The organism is Egbenema bharatensis FJBBOT/2019, from assembly GCF_048077055.1.
Lineage (GTDB): Bacteria > Cyanobacteriota > Cyanobacteriia > Elainellales > Elainellaceae > Egbenema > Egbenema bharatensis.
Genome location: NZ_CP182236.1, coordinates 5,270,279 through 5,287,414, shown reverse-complemented (window position 1 = coordinate 5,287,414; position 17,136 = coordinate 5,270,279). Strand labels below are relative to the sequence as shown.

Here is a 17,136-nt window from a genome sequence, read left to right as displayed (position 1 = left end):
AGCAAAAATTTGTATGTTTGGACTGAATGCACCGTTCAGACCCACCATTCGAGTCGGGATATCGCAACAGGTAGAGATAGCTGTGCCATGTCCCTACCGGGTTCAGAGAACCGATCGCTCCAATGGGCGACATTGGCAGTTCCGATCGGTTTACCGCTAACTCCAGCCCAGGATTTTGGCAATTTGCTCTGGTAGTTTGATGGCTTTAAAGGGTTTCGTAATAATTCCCGCGACTGCGAGTTCAGCGAACCGTCGCTGTTCTGACGCTTGCACCTTTGCCGTCATTAAGATCACCGGAATAGATTGGGTTGTTGGGTTTGCTTGCAGGGCCCGGAAGGTTTCAATTCCATCCATATCCGGCATCATGACATCCAGCAAAATGGCATCTGGTTGTTCCTCGGCTGCTTTATCCAGTCCTTGATGCCCCGAAGCTGCACTCAATACATTCCAGCCGCCGATCGTCTTCAGTGTGAGTTGAGCGACTGCCCGGATATCATATTCATCGTCAATAATGAGAATTCGTTTGGTCATCATCCAGACTCTCTCCTGTCTTCCCTCGAATCATGCGGTTCAGTAAGTTGATCACCCGTTGCTCAAATTCCTGGGGAGCAATGCGTCCCTTGGTCAAAAATAGCGTTTGTCCCAGTTTTAAGCGGTTGCGTTCGTGGTCATTGAGATCGCGGGCGGTGTATACAATCAGTGGTACCCGGTAGAGCCGATTATGCTGCCGTAGCCAGTCTACAACTGCAAAGCCATCATCGGCTGGCAATCCCAGGTCAAGAACCAGCAAATCAGGAATGACCTGCTGACTGAGTTGAATGGCATCTCGTCCAGTTTGGGCGTGAAACGTTTCAATCGGATGGCGAGAAAATAGGGTGATGAGGACTTGCGCTAAATCCAAATCATCTTCAACGATCAACACCTTCAACGGTTGATTGTGGTTGGCGAGGGCCCGCTCCAATGCTTGCCTTAGTACTTTAGGATCCGGCGGTTTCACCACCCAATCGCTAATCTCGGTGTAGGAAGTTTCTCTGGCATCGGGTAATAGTCCGCTCAAAATGATCACGGGAATGGTTTGCGTTTCAGGTTGCTGTTTGAGCACAGCTAAGGTCTCCCAGCCATTCATACCGGGCATGAGTAGATTCAGCAAAATCACATCTGGATGATGGACACCTGCCTGCTCGACCGCCTGCTGGCCTGAAGAAACCGTCAGCACCTGGTAGCCCTGACGTTCCAATATGGCTCGTATTACTTGACGAACTGAATCGTCATCGTCACAAAGCAGTACCAGCGGAGCTTGCGGTTTGTGTTCTGGAGCTGAGATGGGAGCGGCTAATTCAGTCAAGCTCAATGGTGCAATACGTTCCACAGGATTAAAAGTGGGCAAGGTAAAACAGAAAGTGCTGCCCGTTCCCAGGGTACTTTCCGCCCAGATTTGCCCATCATGCTGCTGAAGGATACTGCGACAGATGGCTAATCCCAGTCCCGTACCGCCTTTTCGCCGGGAATCGGAGGCATCGACCTGCTGAAATCGCTCAAAGATGGATTCGAGTTTGTCGGGGGGAATGCCGCGGCCCTGATCGATGACTTTGAACAGGAGGGAGGGGGGCAGGGGGTGGAAAGGGTCGGGGTCGGGGATGAGTTCAGCGGTTAGCCAGATTGTGCTGTTGGAGGAGGAGAATTTGATGGCGTTGCTGATTAGATTGGTCAGGACTTGAATGATCCGATCGGGATCGGCCCAGAGTTGGACGTTCAGCGGAGAAACAGAGAGGGTGATTTCAGCTTTTTCGGCGATGTCTTGAATTGCTTCGATCGCCTGATGGATCAAATCCGCAGCATTGCAGACTTGCTTAGTCATGATGATTTTGCCAGATTCGATCCGCTCGATGTCTAGAATGTCATTAATCAATCGCACCAGGCGATCGGTATTGTTAGCGGCAATCCCCAGCATTTGTTGGGCCTCTTCCGGCTGGTTTTGCAAAACTCCTTCCGCTAAAAGATCCAGCGCAGCAGAAATGGAGGTCAGCGGCGTTCTCAATTCATGGCTGACGATCGAGACAAACTCATCCTTCATCCGTTCAATTTCCCGTCGTTCACTAATGTCTTTGACAAAACAATAGTTGCCATTGAACTGTCCCTGGTGATCATAGGCTTTGACCATCACCACTTGCTTGTCGAACATCGTGCCATCTTTGCGAATCGCTCTGGCTTCGATTTCTACTTTGCCCACCTTAAGCATTTGCTGATAAGCAGCCTCCAGCCGGGCGGCATCCTCCTGGGAAACCGTCCGCTGCCATTTCATGCCCAGCATTTCGTCTGGTTGATAGCCCAACATCTCGGCATAGGCAGGATTGACCTGGACATACTGTTCTTGCTGGTTTAATTGCGCAATGCCTTCCACTGCACTTTCCAATGCTTTACTGAGATTCTGAAGCTGCGCCGCAGCCGCCTTGCGATCGGTAATGTCACTCCCAATTCCCAAAAATCCCGTAATCTGATCCTCGCCATCTCGGAGGGCCGTCACGGACAATAACACGGGGAAGCGGGAACCATCCTTACGAATGTACGTCCACTCACGCTCATCAACTTCTCCGCGCACTGCCCTGGCGACGAATGCGTTAAATCCTGGCTCGATCGGTTCTGCTAATTCCTGCGACAGTTCTTGCGATCGCTGCACAATTTCCTGCCAGTCGTGAATCAAGACGGGGGTGGTTTGTCCAATGACCTCTGCTGCCGTATAGCCCAGCCATGCCTCGGCGGTGGAGTTAAAGGTGCGAATTGTGCCGTCTACACTGGTGGAGATAATGCTGTAATTGGCACTGTTGAGCATTGCTCGTTGTAAGGAGAGGGTGTCGCGTAGGGTTCGCTCTGACTCTTTTCGCTGGTTAATGTTGCGGAAGTAGACCGATAGCCCCTCTCTGGCAGGATAGGCCTGAACTTCAAACCATTGATTCAGGGGTGGGTAAAAGGCTTCAAACCGAACCGTCACCTGTTCCGCCACCGCACGATGATACTCCTGGTAAAACGGGGAATCGATCGCCTCTGGAAACTCATCCCATAGAACTCGACCCAGTAGATCCTCCCGTCGTCGCTGCAATAATTCCTCTGCTTGCTGATTCAGGTAGGTAAACTGCCACTCCTGGTTCAGGGCAAAAAAGGCATCCGCGATGCTCTCCAAGATATTGGTAATCTGATTCCGAGCAACCTCTGCTTCGGTACGGGCGGTTTGCTCCTGGAGGAGAAGCTGGATGCGGGCTTGCTCAGCTTGATGCAATTCGGTGGTCGTTTGGCTCACCTGAATGAGGTTCTGCCGTAGCTCCAGTTGAGAAATTACCTGGCGACTCAAGGCTTGTAGTGCCTGAACCTGAGCTGCATTTAGCTGTCGAGGTTTGCGATCGATCACACAAAGCGTACCCAGGGAATAGCCATCGGAGGTGATTAAGGGGGCACCAGCATAAAACCGAATATGGGGATCTCCGGTTACTAACGGATGGGTGGCAAATCGATCGTCGTGCAGGGTATCTGAAACAATCATCACATCATCAGGCTGCAAAATGGCGTGAGCACAGAAGGCCAGATCCCGGGGAGTTTCTACCGCATTTATGCCCAACTTCGATTTGAACCATTGGCGACACTCATCGATCAGGCTGACCAGGGCAATGGGTGTGCCACAGATGAAGGCCGCCATCCGGGTCAAATCATCAAATGCTTCTTCAGGCAGCGTGTCCAGAATGTTGTATTTTTGGAGGGCATTGAGTCTGTCAGGTTCATTGTCTGGCAATGGTGCTTTCATCTGAGATTCCCTTCAGCCCGATCGCGTTCCCTCTCCAGCCTAGCTCAATCCAACGCGGGCCGCCTGATACAACTGTTGGAGATTCGCCCCATCCTGGGGATATTGCACGACTTCCGCCCTGAGGCTCACCTGAAACACAGCCCCCTCTGCCGCAAACTCAAACTGCTGCCAGGCTTGCTGTAGCTCCAGAAAGCGTTGCATTGCATCTGCTTTGGTCATCCCCGCCATGCCGATCACAAATTCTCTGCCTCCCCAACGTCCCACAATATCCTCATTCCGAAACGATCGCCGCAACAGTTCCCCTAACCGCGCCAATACTTGATCGCCCGCTGCATGACCATACTGCTGGTTAATTTGTTGCAGGGGTTCTGGCTCCACCAGCATGAAGCAAAATGACTGCTGACAATGATCACACCACTGAAGAAACTGAGCCAATGCTTCGGTAGACTTGCGCCGATTGGCTACCCCCGTCAGGGCATCGGTCTCCGCCAGGCTCTTAAGCAGGTGAATGCGCTCCAGACGATTGAAAATCCGCGTCACCAGTTCTGGCCCGACGATCGGTTTACTGACATAATCATCGGCCCCCGCCGTGAAGACCTGTTGCGTTGTTGCTGCATCCGTATGGGCAGTGAGAAAGAGAACCGGCAGCTCACTCCATCGGGGATCATTGCGCACTTCCTGACACAGTTCGATGCCGCTAATGTGAGGCATTTCAATGTCCAGGATCAGCAGATCGGGGGGATTCGCTTCCAGGGTATCCAGAAACAAAAGGGGATTGTCGAGCACAGAAACGTGAAGCCCCCAGGGAATCAGCAATTGCTGAAGGGTGGTCAATATCTGGATATCGTCGTCTACCACCATCACCGTTGCCTGCAATGGACGAGCTTGTTGCAGCACTTGATTCACTGCTTCCAAAATTTGATTCGCAGTGATCGGCTGTTGGAGCCGTCGTCCCCCCAGCCGCGTGACCTTCACCCGATCGATTAAGCGATCGCCTCCAGTCAGTACCAGTGCCGGAACCGGGGGCTTGCAAACATTCAGTTCAGACAGCAACATCAGGTGATTTTCTGAAGTATCGGCATCGGTATAATCCAATAACACTGCATCTGGACGCGCTTCAGAAATTTGTTCTCTGGCGGTAATCGGATTGGATGTCACCTGAATGCACAACCCCCAACGGGAAGAATTCTTTTGCAGGGAAGCGATGAGGGTTGGATCAGGACTCACTACCAACAGCCAGGGGCGTTCATCCACCGCTGTATCCGGCAGTTCACTGAATGCAGTCACCCCATCATTCAAGTGTTGTAACTCCTGACGTAACGCAGTCACCAACTGAGCCAGCCGCTGTATTTGCTGCCGGTTTAACGATCGCCCCTGTTGGAAATGGGGTTCAATTTCCTGGGCTAGCTGAGAGCCTTGGGCAACACCAAACATGCCCAGCGTTCCAGCTAACTTGTGAATTTCCTGTTCTGCTTGCTGCCGTAATTCTTCGCTTAACTGATTTTGTAGCAACAGGGCGACTGCTCGTTCAACCACTGAAACCCGCCGATCGACGGTTTCTTTCACCTCCTGCCAGATGTGATTGATGCCCGTTTGCAGGGCGATCGTCCCTACACCTTCATCTTGATTTTTGGTTGCTTTATGCCGTTGCGGTTTTCCCTCTCTGCGTTTTGACTCTGCGGGTCTCAGTCGATAGCCAATCCCATACACCGTTTCGATCGGATCATCTAGAATGCCAGCCGACTTGAGTTTTTGTCGTAATCCTTTGATGTGGGAACGAATTGTGTCTTCGCTGGGAGGTTCTTCAAACGACCAGATGTGATCAATCAGCGAACCCGTATTAAAGATGCGATGCGGATTCCGTAGAAATAGCTCCAGCAAACCATATTCCTTGGGGGTTAACCGCACCAATTCATCGTTACAGGTGACTTCACAAATGCTGGGATCAAGCTGCAAATTTCGCCACTCTAACAGGGGGGGTAAGGTGGCTCCACCCCGACGGAGCAAAGCGCGAATCCGGGCTAATAATTCTGGCAAATTAAACGGTTTTGCCACATAATCATCTGCCCCTGCATCTAACCCCACTACCGTGTTGGTACTGGCATCCTGGGCTGTTAACAGGAGAACGGGAGTCTGATTACCCTGCGATCGCAGTTTTCGACACAGTGTCATTCCATCCAGTTTGGGCAATCCCACATCCAGCAAAATCAGATCATAGGTAAAAGATTCCAGAAGTTCCCATCCAACCTGCCCGTCTGTGGCAATATCTACAGCATAATGTTGCTCGATCAATGCTTTGACCAGTGGTTCAGCTATTAGCGAATCGTCCTCTATTAACAGAATTTTCATCACTTGCCAGCCGCAATACCAGGACACAAACCCTGTCTTTTCCAACACCCTTAAGTTAAGGCTAACTTGAATTAAATCCTGATGGTTTGTAGATTTGTTGGGCATGGTCGGTAGCGTAGACCAGCCAAGAGCTATCCGCTCAACAAAGAAATATTAACGGGTTGGTTAACGGGGGTTCGATTCAACCCAGCCTATCGGTGAAAGTCAAACTAATAAAACTGAACCACAACTTTACCCACATTTTGCCCCTTCAGGAGGTATTGCACGGCGAGTGGGATCGATTCGATGCCGTGAAAGGGGGTGGGGTTGATGGCAACGGAAATTTTTTGGCTGTAGAACAAGTCGAGCAGGCGATCGCGGGCTGATCCCATATGTTCGGCATAGTGGGGCATGAGGAAGGCGCGGACGGAAGCCGCTTTCCAGAATAACTTGTGGTAAATCCGGGGCTGGGAAACGACCTGCGGCACACTGGCATATTCCGAAATAAAACCAATACTGACTAACCGCCCCCGCACGGCTAAATGCTCCAGGCAGGTATCAAACACGCTCCCCCCCACACAATCAAACACCAGATTGATGCTGTTGGGATACTCCTGTTCCAACACAGCGTTCAGGTTTTCCTGGCGGTAGTTGACGATGCGATCGCACCCCAGTTCTTGCAACAGTTGAGCCTTTTCCGCAGAACCACAGGTGCCAATCACATGGTTTCCGGCGAGTTTGGCTAACTGCACCGCAATATGCCCAGTTCCCCCGGCAGCGGCAGTGACTAATACCGTTTCTTGCGTTTGCATCTCCCCTGCTTGTTCCAGCGCAACGAGGGCCGATATTCCCGTCGGCATCAGGGTGAGAATTTCTGGGATTGCCTCAGCAACTTTGACCGCAAGCTGGGCCGGAATCACCTGATACTCCCGGTAGCCTCCGCCTCGGACTGTGGTAGCAACGGCATCTCCCACCGTAAAATCCTGCACTGCTGCCCCGATCGCCACCACTTCACCCACGGCTTCAACCCCTAAATCAAAGGGGGGAGTGAGATCCACATAGGGAATCTTCCCCCGACAGATTAAGGTATCAAATCCGGCATTAATTCCCGCAAATTTGTTGCGAATCAGGATCTGATCGGCAGTGGGGCTGGGAAGGGGCACCGCTTCAATGGCGATCGCGGACTGAAAATCCGCACTAAACTGTTTGGCGACGAGCTTTTTGTAGGTTTTGGGATGCATAGCAGCGCATTCAATCAGGGGGAGAGGGTGGGCAAAAGGATTGTCTGTAAGAACGCACAGCGCAGTGTGCCCCGATCGGGATTTTCCTCTAAATTTGATGATACGCTTCCCATCGGTTTAGAGGCTGCCCGATCATGAGTGAACCCAATCCATCCTTGGCATCGATCTCCCCTGAGGAGTTTTTAGAAACCCCGCCTATCCCGGAAGATTGGGGGGGAAACGGTCAAAGCCGAATGAATTTATCGGGGCGATGTACTGCGATCGCTTCAGAACATCTGCCGCGCCAGTACCAGTTTTTTGACACTCACACTGTCTCCGCAGAAGAATGGCTGATTCATGGGCTAACCCAAAAGGCTATGCCTGCCACCCGTCGCTTGCTCTCCTGGCACGAGAATGGAGCCTCCACCGCAAAGGTTTCGTTGCCGCCTCAATTTGAAATTCCTGCGGGCAGATTCACGGCAGATCTGGAAATTTTTGTGTTGAGTGGAGCTATTCAACTGGGAGAGTGGCAACTCCGCAAACATAGCTACTCGTTTATTCCAGCCGGAGTGCGAGTGGGCCCTGGAAAGTTTTGAATGGAGCAACCGCAGAAATTTTATGGATGGAAAATAGCCGCTTCCAGTATCAAGATGCACCGAATTCCCCGACTGCTAGAATGAATGATTTTATTCCCGTACTGGACAGCAGATTGTTGCCCTGGGGCAGAACGGACACGACGCAATTCATCTCAGCCAGCAAGAAATGGTTGAGAAAAGCCTCTAATGGTGGTGGAGTATGGCTCCTTGCGCTTCTGCCCCACTATGACGGGAAGCAAATGATGATTCAGTCCTACAACGAAGAGGCGTACGGCTTAGTCGGTTGTTGCGATATCGGAGATTACCGATTTGCCAGGGATCATTTTGGCTATAGTCCCAGTTTCAGCACCCTTCCCAGACATATCTCAGAGGAGGGGAGTTTGTTTTTCGTGCGTGTGGATCGAGATTTATCCCAATCGGGAACGGTCTTGTCCTATGCTCCTTCTTAATTCGCAGTCACTCATTAATGTTGTCGTTCTTCCTGAATCAGGGTGCGTTGAAACAGTTGATGGTTCTTAAACCAGTGCCAGGTGCGGGTACGATGGTGGTTGTCAGGACTGATTTGAATCATTTCATAGAGGTAAAAGTCTGGGATGGTTTTGTAGGAAAACCAGAGGAGGATCGTGGCATCATCGGCTTCCCAGGCGTGACCATGAATCCGTTCGGTGTCAAACCACAGTTTTTTGCCTCGATAGAAGCCCGGAAACTGATGTTCTTCCTGCCTGCCATCTGCCCAGGTGTAGCGATTGATTTGATAGTAATCGTATTCCCCCTCCTGGGGAAACTGGCAGGACAGGCGGGCTTCGTGCTGATCCAGGATTTTCGCTGCTGGATCAATTAGGGTATAGGTGCCAAACCATTCCCCTTCATGGCGGGCGAGAACGGGCATTTCTTCTCGAATGTTAGACATGGTTGTGTTTTTGATTCAGGTTTAATTCCTGAATAGCTCCAAACTGGGTTGGGCTGGCAACTTGGTTACAAGATTTAATCTGACTTATAGTTTGCGGTAGGGCTCGGTCAATTCAGTCCTCCAGGATGTAGTCATGGCGGTTTCGAGCAGCTATCATGCCAGGGACGAGACTTTGCCAAAGCCAGCGGCCAACTCGCCAAAACCGATCGCATTGATGCAGGGGGCTTAGCACACCTTAGGGAAGCGACCTAACCGCCGATCGCACTGAATTGCATCTTTTACTTTCGTTAAACTAATTGGATCGAGGGCAGAGTCTTTCTGGGTCGAGTAGGGATAGTCAAACTTCAGGTACAAAACTTCACAGGTCAGGCGATCGATCGGTAACAATTTTGACTTGATTTGCTCGATCGAATAATGCTACGCTCTTCAGCTATAGCTATCTTTTGGGTTGCACAGACCTGGGGGGTAGCTGGATCACCTAGAGACGAAATTCTCTAGCGGAGGTCAAGCGTGCCTAGCAAGCTAAACGCTCAACCTCCTCACCACAGACTAAACCCGCTAGTCCGGGCTAGGGTGCATGATAGCATTCTTAGTCCTTGGCTCGCACCGTCTGAGGCTGGGAGCCAGTCTCTAGGGTTTCCTCAAACCCTGGAACACAAGGAGATTCACAAATCATGTCCGACAAACGATTCGGTCTGCCTCCAGAGGGCGATCGGCTGATTTCCCCTGCCCGTCGCTCCGTAAAAATACTGATGATCGGGCAATCTGACGATGTGGAGTTAACCATTGCCCGACTGTATCAGTGCGATTTTTGCCGCGTGGAAGATTGGTCAAGACCCCTGCCCTTCTCGCAGATTCAGCAGGCAACCACCAAAGCACCCGGTGAAATTATGCGGATCTACGTGCGATCGATGACCCTCTAATATCCATTCTCCGAAGGGCTAGACATCAATCCCCCTGTAAGGGCGTTTTGCAAAACGCCCCTACGAAATTTGTTGTTCCAATTTTTGGAACTGGGATCACTCCATTCTGAGGACTTAAGCCCTTTTCTGTATCTCTGCTAGCGATCTGAAAAATCTGCTTTCGGTACTATAAACAATCAGCTTTTATGGAAAGACCTATGACTGGAAATACCGCCCGCATCCAAGCGATTCATCAAATTATTAATCGGGAGTGTATTCCTCCTAAACCCCCAGAACGCCTGGAAGAGATATGGGCAGAAAATGTGTTTAATCTCAGCAAAATGCAGGCGAGTCTCCCCAAAGCCGTCTTCAAATCTATTAAAAAGACGATTGTTACCGGCGAGAAACTGGATCCCTCCGTTGCGGATGCAGTTGCTACGGCAATGCGGGACTGGGCAATGGCCAAAGGGACCTCTATTATGCCCACGTGTTTTACCCGATGACGAACCTGACCGCCGAGAAACACGATGGTTTCATTTCCGTGCAGGGCGATGGCAACGTCATTTCAGAGTTTTCGGGCAAAGTCCTGGTTCAGGGTGAGCCAGATGGATCTTCGTTTCCGAACGGTGGCATTCGTGACACCTTTGAAGCGCGAGGATATACCGGCTGGGATGTGACCAGCCCGGCCTACATCATGGAAACCGACAACGGTTCAACCCTGTGTATTCCGACGGTCTTCGTCTCCTGGACAGGCGAAGCACTGGATAAGAAAGTGCCGCTTTTGCGATCGATCGCCGCAATGGACAAAGCCGCCCGTAAGGTGTTGACGCTGTTGGGCAACACAGAAGTTTCCTGTGTGAACTCTAGCTGTGGGGCGGAGCAAGAATATTTCCTGGTGGATGCCAACTTTGCCAGCCAGCGTCCGGATTTGCTTTTAGCCGGCCGCACCTTGTTTGGCAAATTTCCCGCCAAGGGGCAAGAGTTTGATGATCACTACTTCGGTGCCATTCCAGAACGGGTGCAGGTCTTCATGCAGGACGTGGAAGCAACCCTCTACAAACTGGGAATTCCCGCCAAAACCCGACACAATGAAGTCGCTCCCGGACAGTTTGAAATTGCCCCCTTCTTTGAAGCCGCGAACGTAGCCAGCGATCACCAGCAGTTGATCATGACGGTTTTGAAGCACACGGCGAAAAAGCATGGCTTCATGTGTCTCCTCCATGAAAAGCCGTTTGCCGGAATTAATGGATCGGGTAAACACGTCAACTGGTCAGTAGGGAATGCCACCCAAGGCAACCTGCTTGATCCCGGTGATTCTCCCCACGATAATGCTCAGTTTTTGGTGTTCTGCGGGGCTGTGATTCGCGGGGTGCATAAATATGGCCCCCTGATGCGGGCTGCCATTGCAACGGCCAGCAATGATCACAGACTGGGGGCGAATGAAGCACCGCCTGCGATTATGTCGGTCTATTTAGGCTCTCAGCTCGAAGAAGTCTTTGAGCAGATCAAAACCGGAACGGTAACAGAGTCTAAACAGAAAGGCGTGATGGATCTAGGGGTGGATGTGTTGCCGTATTTGACCAAAGATGCTGGCGATCGCAACCGCACCTCCCCCTTCGCGTTTACCGGAAATCGCTTTGAATTCCGAGCGGTGGGTTCCAACCAGTCGGTTTCTGGGCCGTTGATTGTCCTCAACACGATGCTGGCCGATTCTTTAGACTGGATTGGCAATCGTCTGGAAACTGAACTGTCCAAAGGACTGGAACTGAATACGGCAATCATCACCATCCTCAAGGAAGTGATGGAAGAACACGGTGCAGTCGTCTTCGGGGGCAACGGCTACTCAGAAGAATGGCACAAGATCGCAGTAGAGGAGCGGGGTTTAGCCAATTTACGGACTACAGCCGATGCCCTGCCCGTCCTCAAAGAGGAGTATATCGAAGACCTGTTTGAAAAAACGGGAGTCCTGACCCCGGTTGAACTGGAAAGCCGCTTTGAAGTCTATGCAGAGCAGTATATTCTTTCCATTGAAGTTGAAGCCAAGCTGGTGATTAGCATGGCCAAAACGATGATCTACCCGGCAGCCGTTGAGTATTTGTCCAAGCTTGCTTCTACCCTTTCGTCCCTCAGCAGCCTGGGGGTGGATTTTGAACAGGAGACTGCTAAGACGATCGCAGACCTGACCAACGCGATGGTTGCAAGGACGACGGAGTTGAGCAACGCGATGAACAAGCATGATTTCTCAACGACTGAAGAAAAGATGCAGTATTGTGCGAAAACCATTCGTCCTTTAATGGATGAAATTCGCAAATATGCAGACGCACTGGAAGGCAACATTGCCGATAGTTTCTGGCCGTTGCCGACCTATCAAGAAATGCTGTTTATCAAATAGAAAGTAGGGGCAAAGCATTGGTCTGGAAAACCTTGAGCTTTGATTCAAACATTTTCCGCCAGGCTTTGCCCCTACAAGTCTTAAAATGGGAACCACCAGGAGTCTGCGATCGCCCCTGCCTTGATCAGGTAGGCTTTTTTCCGCATAAACCGCTTTAACGCGGCCGCTCCCATCCGGGACCCCCCCATACCAGAGAACTTAAAGGCATTTTTCTCACCCTCATGCATAATCGCTGTCAGGGCCGCATCGTTGATACTAATCGCCCCCGCATCAATCGATTCAGCAATGGCGATCGCCTCCGCTTCGGTTCCGGCAAAGACCGCCGCACTCAATCCATAAATCGTGTCATTGGCGAGATGAATTGCTTCTTCTTGAGTGGAAAATGGCATGACGGGCAGGATGGGGGCAAACGTCTCCTCCACCATCACCTGCATGGAGTGATTCACCTTCGTCAGAACGGTGGGACGACACCACAACCCGCCACCTAACCGTTCAACTTTGCCGCCACAGTGGGCGATCGCCCCTTTCGAGAATGCATCCTGTAGATGTTCCGCAATGATAACTGCCTGCCGTTCTGCAATGATGGGGCCAATTTGTCCATCCTCAACCGTTGGATAGGCTAGTTGTAGGGCATTGGCTTTTGTAACGAGCTGCTCTACAAAGCGTTCAAAAATTGACTCCGCTATATAAATCCGCTCGATCGACAGACAGGATTGCCCGCTGTTGACCACTGCCCCCCACAAAATCGCGGAGGTGGCCAATTCGATATCCGCAGACGCTAAGACAATGGCAGGATCTTTACCGCCTAATTCTAAAAAGGCTGGAATGAACTGTTGAGCTGCGGCCGCCGCCACCTGACGCCCTGTTGCCACACTGCCCGTAAAGCAAATTAAATCCACCTGCTCAATTAACTGCGCTCCGGTTTCTCCAGCTCCGGTGATGTAGGTCAGGATGGCTTGCAGGGAGGGAACCGCTGCGATCGTCTGCATCAGGGGTTCCACAAAACGCGGCGCAATTTCACTGGGCTTAACCACCACCGCACAGCCGCCAGTAATGCCGGAACCGTGTCGATCGTCGAGAGCAGGAGGGGAAAATTCCAGGGGCTAATCACTCCCACCAGCGGGTAGGGCACGGCGGTTTGCTGGATGCGGATAAAGGGAATGGCGGTTTGCTTTTCTTCACCCTGAAGTAACTCCGGGGCAAGGCGACACCAGCGATCGAGGCTACCCAAAAACGAATCCACTTCCAATACTGAAATATCCAGCCGACCCGTATCCGCCACCAATGCCTGAACCAACGCCTCTCGGTTTGCTTGAACCGCCTGTTTCCACTGCTGCAACGCCTCAATGCGTCCCTGTAAACCGCCCTGCTGCCAGTTGACTTGGGCCTGACGCAAGCGATCGCCCAGTTTGGTCAAGTCGTCAGCTGTGGGGGGTGTGATCCAGTAATCGACCTCACCGGAGCGGGGATTGCGGACTGCGATCGATGGAGTCATAACATCATTCGTGCAAGAAATTTAGATCAAGAAATAGAGTCTTGGGCAAGCTGGTGCAATACAGGCGTTTATTTGATGCTGAACGATTGGCGATTTACGACTCCAACAAGAGGTTCTAGCTTTTGATTGACCGACAATTCATCGCCCTAAAAATGACTGCCTAATCACGTAAAGACTTTACAAACCCCTGGTGTTCTGCACTGGCAATGCCCTGCTGAAGGACGTGCAGCACTTCTGCCAGATCATCGGAGAGGAGGGCATCCTTCGCCAACCATAAACCCGGAAATTGCCCACTGCGAAGAATGCCGGATGCATCCGCCCTTAAAGATTGGTACTCGTCCTTGTCCAAATAAAACCAATCGATCTGCTGACTGTAGGTACGCCAGACCACGTATTCTTGTACTCCATTCCGTCGATAGACGCGCAGTTTGTCATGCAGGTCATAGGAGGCACTGCTGGCGGCAACTTCAACGATCAGTTCCGGTGCACCTTCAATGTAGTCATCCTCGCTAATCCACGATCGCCCTCCCTGTTCCCATCGCAAGACTGCATCGGGTTGGGGTTCGTTATCGGTATCCAGACGGACAGTGGGATTGTCATAAAAGTCTACCCCTGGAGTAGCCGCGCTGTAAGTCCCGATCCAGGTCATGATTGCTCCATGCGGTTTCCCATGAGCCTTGGCCCGTAGAGGAGATGCCACGTAAACGATTCCTTCAATCAGTTCGGCTTTTTTGAGGGCGGGCATGGCAGCATAGCGACGCTCAAATTCGCTGCGGGTCAGCCGATCGCCGCTTTCTAAAGGAGGTAGTTGGAGCAGTTGCTCGGTCGTCCGTTCTGGGATCATGGTAAGGTACGGATTCTGGCTTGCCGATCGAGTAATCGTATTTTAACAGGGTGTTCCGACGCGGTATTCGACGGGGTTCGTTTCGCTTCTTTATGACTCCTTGTCCAGAAAAGCCTCTACCTCAATTGCAGTAGGTTGAGCTGCGATCGCCCCCGGTTTGAGTGTGGTGAGGGCACCCACTGCACTGGCATAGGTCACAATTTGCTTTGCAGTATCTGGATGGGTGAGGGAGCGAATTCCCCGTTTGCAGAGCTGATGAATAAAGCCCGCCAGAAAGCTATCTCCTGCCCCCGTCGTATCCAAAGGATGAATCGGGAATGCGGGTAATTGACCTGACTGTTCGCTCAGACAATAGGCACACCCCTGATCGCCATTGGTCACCAGTACCCCTTCCGCATCACCATGCTGCTGGACGATCGCCCGTGGATCGGCTGTACCATAGAGCCATTCTGCTTCCTCGTAGGACAGTTTGAGGAAATCTGCCTGCTGAATCAAGGACAAAATGGTGGACTTAGCCTGGTCAGGCTCTGGCCAAAACATGGGTCGCCAGTTTACATCAATCACAATCTTCAGGTATTGCTGATTGGCCAGTTCGATCGCCCGTTCCATTGCCCGTCGTGTCTCTGGGTAAGCCAGTGCCAGCGTCCCCATCACCAGATATTCTGCTTGATTGAACAAGGCTTCTGGGAGTGCTTTAGCTTGTAAATGGGTATCGGCAAACTCCGTTGTCGAACGTCCGCCAAACCCCGCAAACTGACGATCGCCGCTGATCGATCGCAGCACTTCAACGTGACGAGTCGGAGCAGGATGACGCTGAACTCCAGAGATCTCAACCCCGATCGTTTGGAGTAGATCAACCAGAGATTGACCTGGGGCATCCGTTCCCACACAGCCGATAAAACTCGAAAGCGTTCCCAACTTCACCAGGGCACAAGCCACATTTGCGGGTGCTCCGCCTGGGTAATGAGTCCAGGACTGCACCGCATCCACTGACATCGCTGGCTGATCTGCCAAACAATCCCACAATATCTCACCCAAACAAAGCACCTGCGATTTTGCCATATGCTCCGATCCCCTAATTGCTCCCTAGCTCCCTGCGGCACGAGATGGCTACATGAATGGTCGGCATAGATTACTGCATAGACTCCTGCAACTGGGCCGTTACGCGCTCTCCAAATTCTGGATCTACGTTGGCCAGGTTCAAAAGCTGAAGATATTCTTGCAACGTCAACCCTTTATCTTGAATGAGTTCCACTGCCTCGGTACGGATTGCTTGCTGCATCTGCATAGACTCCGATTCAGTTTCCGCACTTTGCAAATCGCTCTCTCGTTGCTCAATCAACCCCACTACACTCAGGTAGGCCTGAATAAATTGACTAATTTTTTCCGTTGAAATGGCATTCGCGTCCAGTCCAGAATGGTTTGGAACAACCGACTGCACTTCGGAAGAACTAGAGCGATCGACATTGGGCAATTCCTCTGCCTCGCTCAGTTGCGGTACGCAAACCCATAAAAGGACAAAACTCACTGCCAGCAGCACCAGTCGCTGAAGCCAGGAGAGCACCGGATCGATCGAGCGAATTAGCATGGTGGGCCAAATCGTAACTTGAAACTTTTTGGAACTTTAACGCTTTTACCGTAGCAGAGGGATCGCGGAAAAAATCGGAAGCTTTAAGAAAATCAAGCTGATGAAACCACCGATTGCACCAGGGGTAAAAAGAACGGCACCAGTTCCGCACGGCTGACCACCAGGGTTGAGTAGGGTTGCTGGCTGTAGTCTTTGCCCACCTGAAGCGGAAAAATTGGCTCTGGCTCCAGGGAATGCCAGGTTCCCCCAGCCGCCTGCACAATCACCCAGACTGCGGCAATATCCCAAATTTTTGGAGTTGCCTCTACTCCGCCTAAAGCCGCTCCTGAGGCGATCGTCAGCAAGTTATAGCTCGCCACCCCCAGCATTCGCACCTTGCAGGGAAAGGGATCATTGCGGCGCAAGACATCCAGGCTACGGGCACAGAGGTTAAAAAACTGGCTGCCAGAGGGATCATCCGGGCGTGTGTGGATGGGTTGATGGTTCAAAAATGCTCCGGTTGGCCCGGTCAAACCCGAATCGCCATACCAGAAGCCGTGAAATGAGTGATTTAACGGTGGGATGTAAACATGGCCAAACACAGGAGTTCCCCGATACAGCAGCCCCAGGGAAATTCCCCAGAGGGGAATGCCGCGAGTAAAGTTCGTTGTGCCGTCGATCGGGTCAATAATCCAGCACCAGTCCGTGTCTGGAAAAATGTGCTCGACTTCTTCACTCAGAACTCCATGTTCAGGGAAAGCCTGGGCGATCGCCTCTCGAATCTCCTGATCTGCCCAGCGATCGGATTGAGTAACGAGAGTCCCGTCCGCTTTCTGCGTTTCCTGAGTGTGTCCAAAGTCAATCAGCAATTGCGCCCCAACCCGGTGGGTCGTTTCCTCGGCGAAACTAAGAATTTCTGTCCAAAAATCCATACTCGTGGGATCACTGACCCCATCAGCAACTTCATGACAATCATAGTTTTTCTATGAAGTTGATTAGAACTTTATTTTTGTCAGCCAGCTTAAGCATAAGGACAAATTATTGATCTGCATTCCAGGTTTGCTACACCGCAGTTCGTCCGTAGTAACA

The 17,136-nt window shown here is 51.6% G+C and carries 14 protein-coding genes and 2 pseudogenes; 5 read left to right on the top strand and 11 right to left on the bottom strand.

The window, feature by feature from the left end; translation table 11 throughout:
* The first annotated feature begins 13 nt into the window (after positions 1-13).
* Entirely contained in the window at positions 14-160 is a 147-nt protein-coding gene (locus tag ACM1PF_RS24515; RefSeq protein ID WP_416668057.1) for a hypothetical protein, read from the top strand.
* Here ACM1PF_RS24515 and ACM1PF_RS24510 read toward each other — a convergent pair.
* From ACM1PF_RS24510 to ACM1PF_RS24495, 4 genes are all read right to left on the bottom strand, one after another.
* Entirely contained in the window at positions 157-534 is a 378-nt protein-coding gene (locus ACM1PF_RS24510; protein WP_416668053.1) for a response regulator, read from the bottom strand. The genes ACM1PF_RS24515 and ACM1PF_RS24510 overlap by 4 nt on opposite strands.
* Positions 506-3,793 (bottom strand): PAS domain S-box protein, encoded by a 3,288-nt coding sequence (locus tag ACM1PF_RS24505; protein ID WP_416668050.1) that lies wholly within the window; start codon positions 3,791-3,793, stop codon positions 506-508. The genes ACM1PF_RS24510 and ACM1PF_RS24505 overlap by 29 nt, the downstream gene beginning before the upstream one ends.
* A 39-nt stretch (positions 3,794-3,832) precedes the next feature.
* Positions 3,833-6,247 carry a response regulator gene (locus ACM1PF_RS24500; RefSeq protein ID WP_416668048.1) on the bottom strand — a complete coding sequence of 805 codons (2,415 nt, stop codon included), beginning with the start codon at positions 6,245-6,247 and terminating at the stop codon, positions 3,833-3,835.
* A gap of 104 nt (positions 6,248-6,351) precedes the next feature.
* Positions 6,352-7,362 (bottom strand): zinc-binding dehydrogenase, encoded by a 1,011-nt coding sequence (locus tag ACM1PF_RS24495; protein WP_416668045.1) that lies wholly within the window; start codon positions 7,360-7,362, stop codon positions 6,352-6,354.
* Between the two features lie 134 nt (positions 7,363-7,496).
* On the opposite strand from ACM1PF_RS24495, the gene ACM1PF_RS24490 reads away from it, so the two are divergent.
* Complete coding sequence (locus ACM1PF_RS24490; RefSeq protein ID WP_416668043.1) at positions 7,497-7,937, top strand: DUF4437 domain-containing protein; 441 nt, start codon at positions 7,497-7,499, stop codon at positions 7,935-7,937.
* Positions 7,934-8,386 (top strand): DUF4437 domain-containing protein, encoded by a 453-nt coding sequence (locus ACM1PF_RS24485; RefSeq protein WP_416668039.1) that lies wholly within the window; start codon positions 7,934-7,936, stop codon positions 8,384-8,386. Before ACM1PF_RS24490 ends, ACM1PF_RS24485 begins: the two co-directional genes overlap by 4 nt.
* A gap of 14 nt (positions 8,387-8,400) precedes the next feature.
* Here the strand turns inward: ACM1PF_RS24485 and ACM1PF_RS24480 are convergent, their stop codons facing one another.
* Both ACM1PF_RS24480 and ACM1PF_RS24475 read right to left on the bottom strand, forming a co-directional pair.
* Entirely contained in the window at positions 8,401-8,847 is a 447-nt protein-coding gene (locus ACM1PF_RS24480; RefSeq protein WP_416668037.1) for a DUF3598 family protein, read from the bottom strand.
* Positions 8,848-9,072: 225 nt separating this feature from the next.
* Positions 9,073-9,234 (bottom strand): hypothetical protein, encoded by a 162-nt coding sequence (locus tag ACM1PF_RS24475; protein ID WP_416668035.1) that lies wholly within the window; start codon positions 9,232-9,234, stop codon positions 9,073-9,075.
* Between the two features lie 287 nt (positions 9,235-9,521).
* Here ACM1PF_RS24475 and ACM1PF_RS24470 point away from each other — a divergent pair, with 287 nt between their 5' ends.
* Together ACM1PF_RS24470 and ACM1PF_RS24465 are read left to right on the top strand one after the other, a co-directional pair.
* A complete protein-coding gene (locus ACM1PF_RS24470) occupies positions 9,522-9,770 on the top strand; it encodes a hypothetical protein (RefSeq protein ID WP_416668032.1) in 249 nt (82 codons plus the stop codon).
* 197 nt (positions 9,771-9,967) lie between these two features.
* A pseudogene (locus tag ACM1PF_RS24465) lies at positions 9,968-12,141 on the top strand (glutamine synthetase III).
* Between the two features lie 80 nt (positions 12,142-12,221).
* Here ACM1PF_RS24465 and ACM1PF_RS24460 read toward each other — a convergent pair.
* The 5 genes and pseudogenes from ACM1PF_RS24460 to ACM1PF_RS24440 all read right to left on the bottom strand — a co-directional run bounded on the left by ACM1PF_RS24460 (position 12,222) and on the right by ACM1PF_RS24440 (position 16,979).
* A pseudogene (locus tag ACM1PF_RS24460) lies at positions 12,222-13,636 on the bottom strand (aldehyde dehydrogenase family protein).
* Positions 13,637-13,796: 160 nt separating this feature from the next.
* Positions 13,797-14,480 (bottom strand): Uma2 family endonuclease, encoded by a 684-nt coding sequence (locus tag ACM1PF_RS24455; RefSeq protein ID WP_416668029.1) that lies wholly within the window; start codon positions 14,478-14,480, stop codon positions 13,797-13,799.
* 90 nt (positions 14,481-14,570) lie between these two features.
* On the bottom strand, positions 14,571-15,542 hold the full coding sequence (locus tag ACM1PF_RS24450) for a carbohydrate kinase family protein (protein WP_416668025.1): 972 nt from the start codon (positions 15,540-15,542) through the stop codon (positions 14,571-14,573).
* Positions 15,543-15,612: 70 nt separating this feature from the next.
* The gene (locus ACM1PF_RS24445) at positions 15,613-16,068 is read right to left on the bottom strand and encodes a DUF4168 domain-containing protein (protein ID WP_416668022.1); all 456 of its coding nucleotides are present in this window, start codon (positions 16,066-16,068) and stop codon (positions 15,613-15,615) included.
* Positions 16,069-16,160: 92 nt separating this feature from the next.
* The gene (locus tag ACM1PF_RS24440) at positions 16,161-16,979 is read right to left on the bottom strand and encodes an inositol monophosphatase family protein (RefSeq protein ID WP_416668019.1); all 819 of its coding nucleotides are present in this window, start codon (positions 16,977-16,979) and stop codon (positions 16,161-16,163) included.
* Positions 16,980-17,136 lie beyond the last annotated feature (157 nt).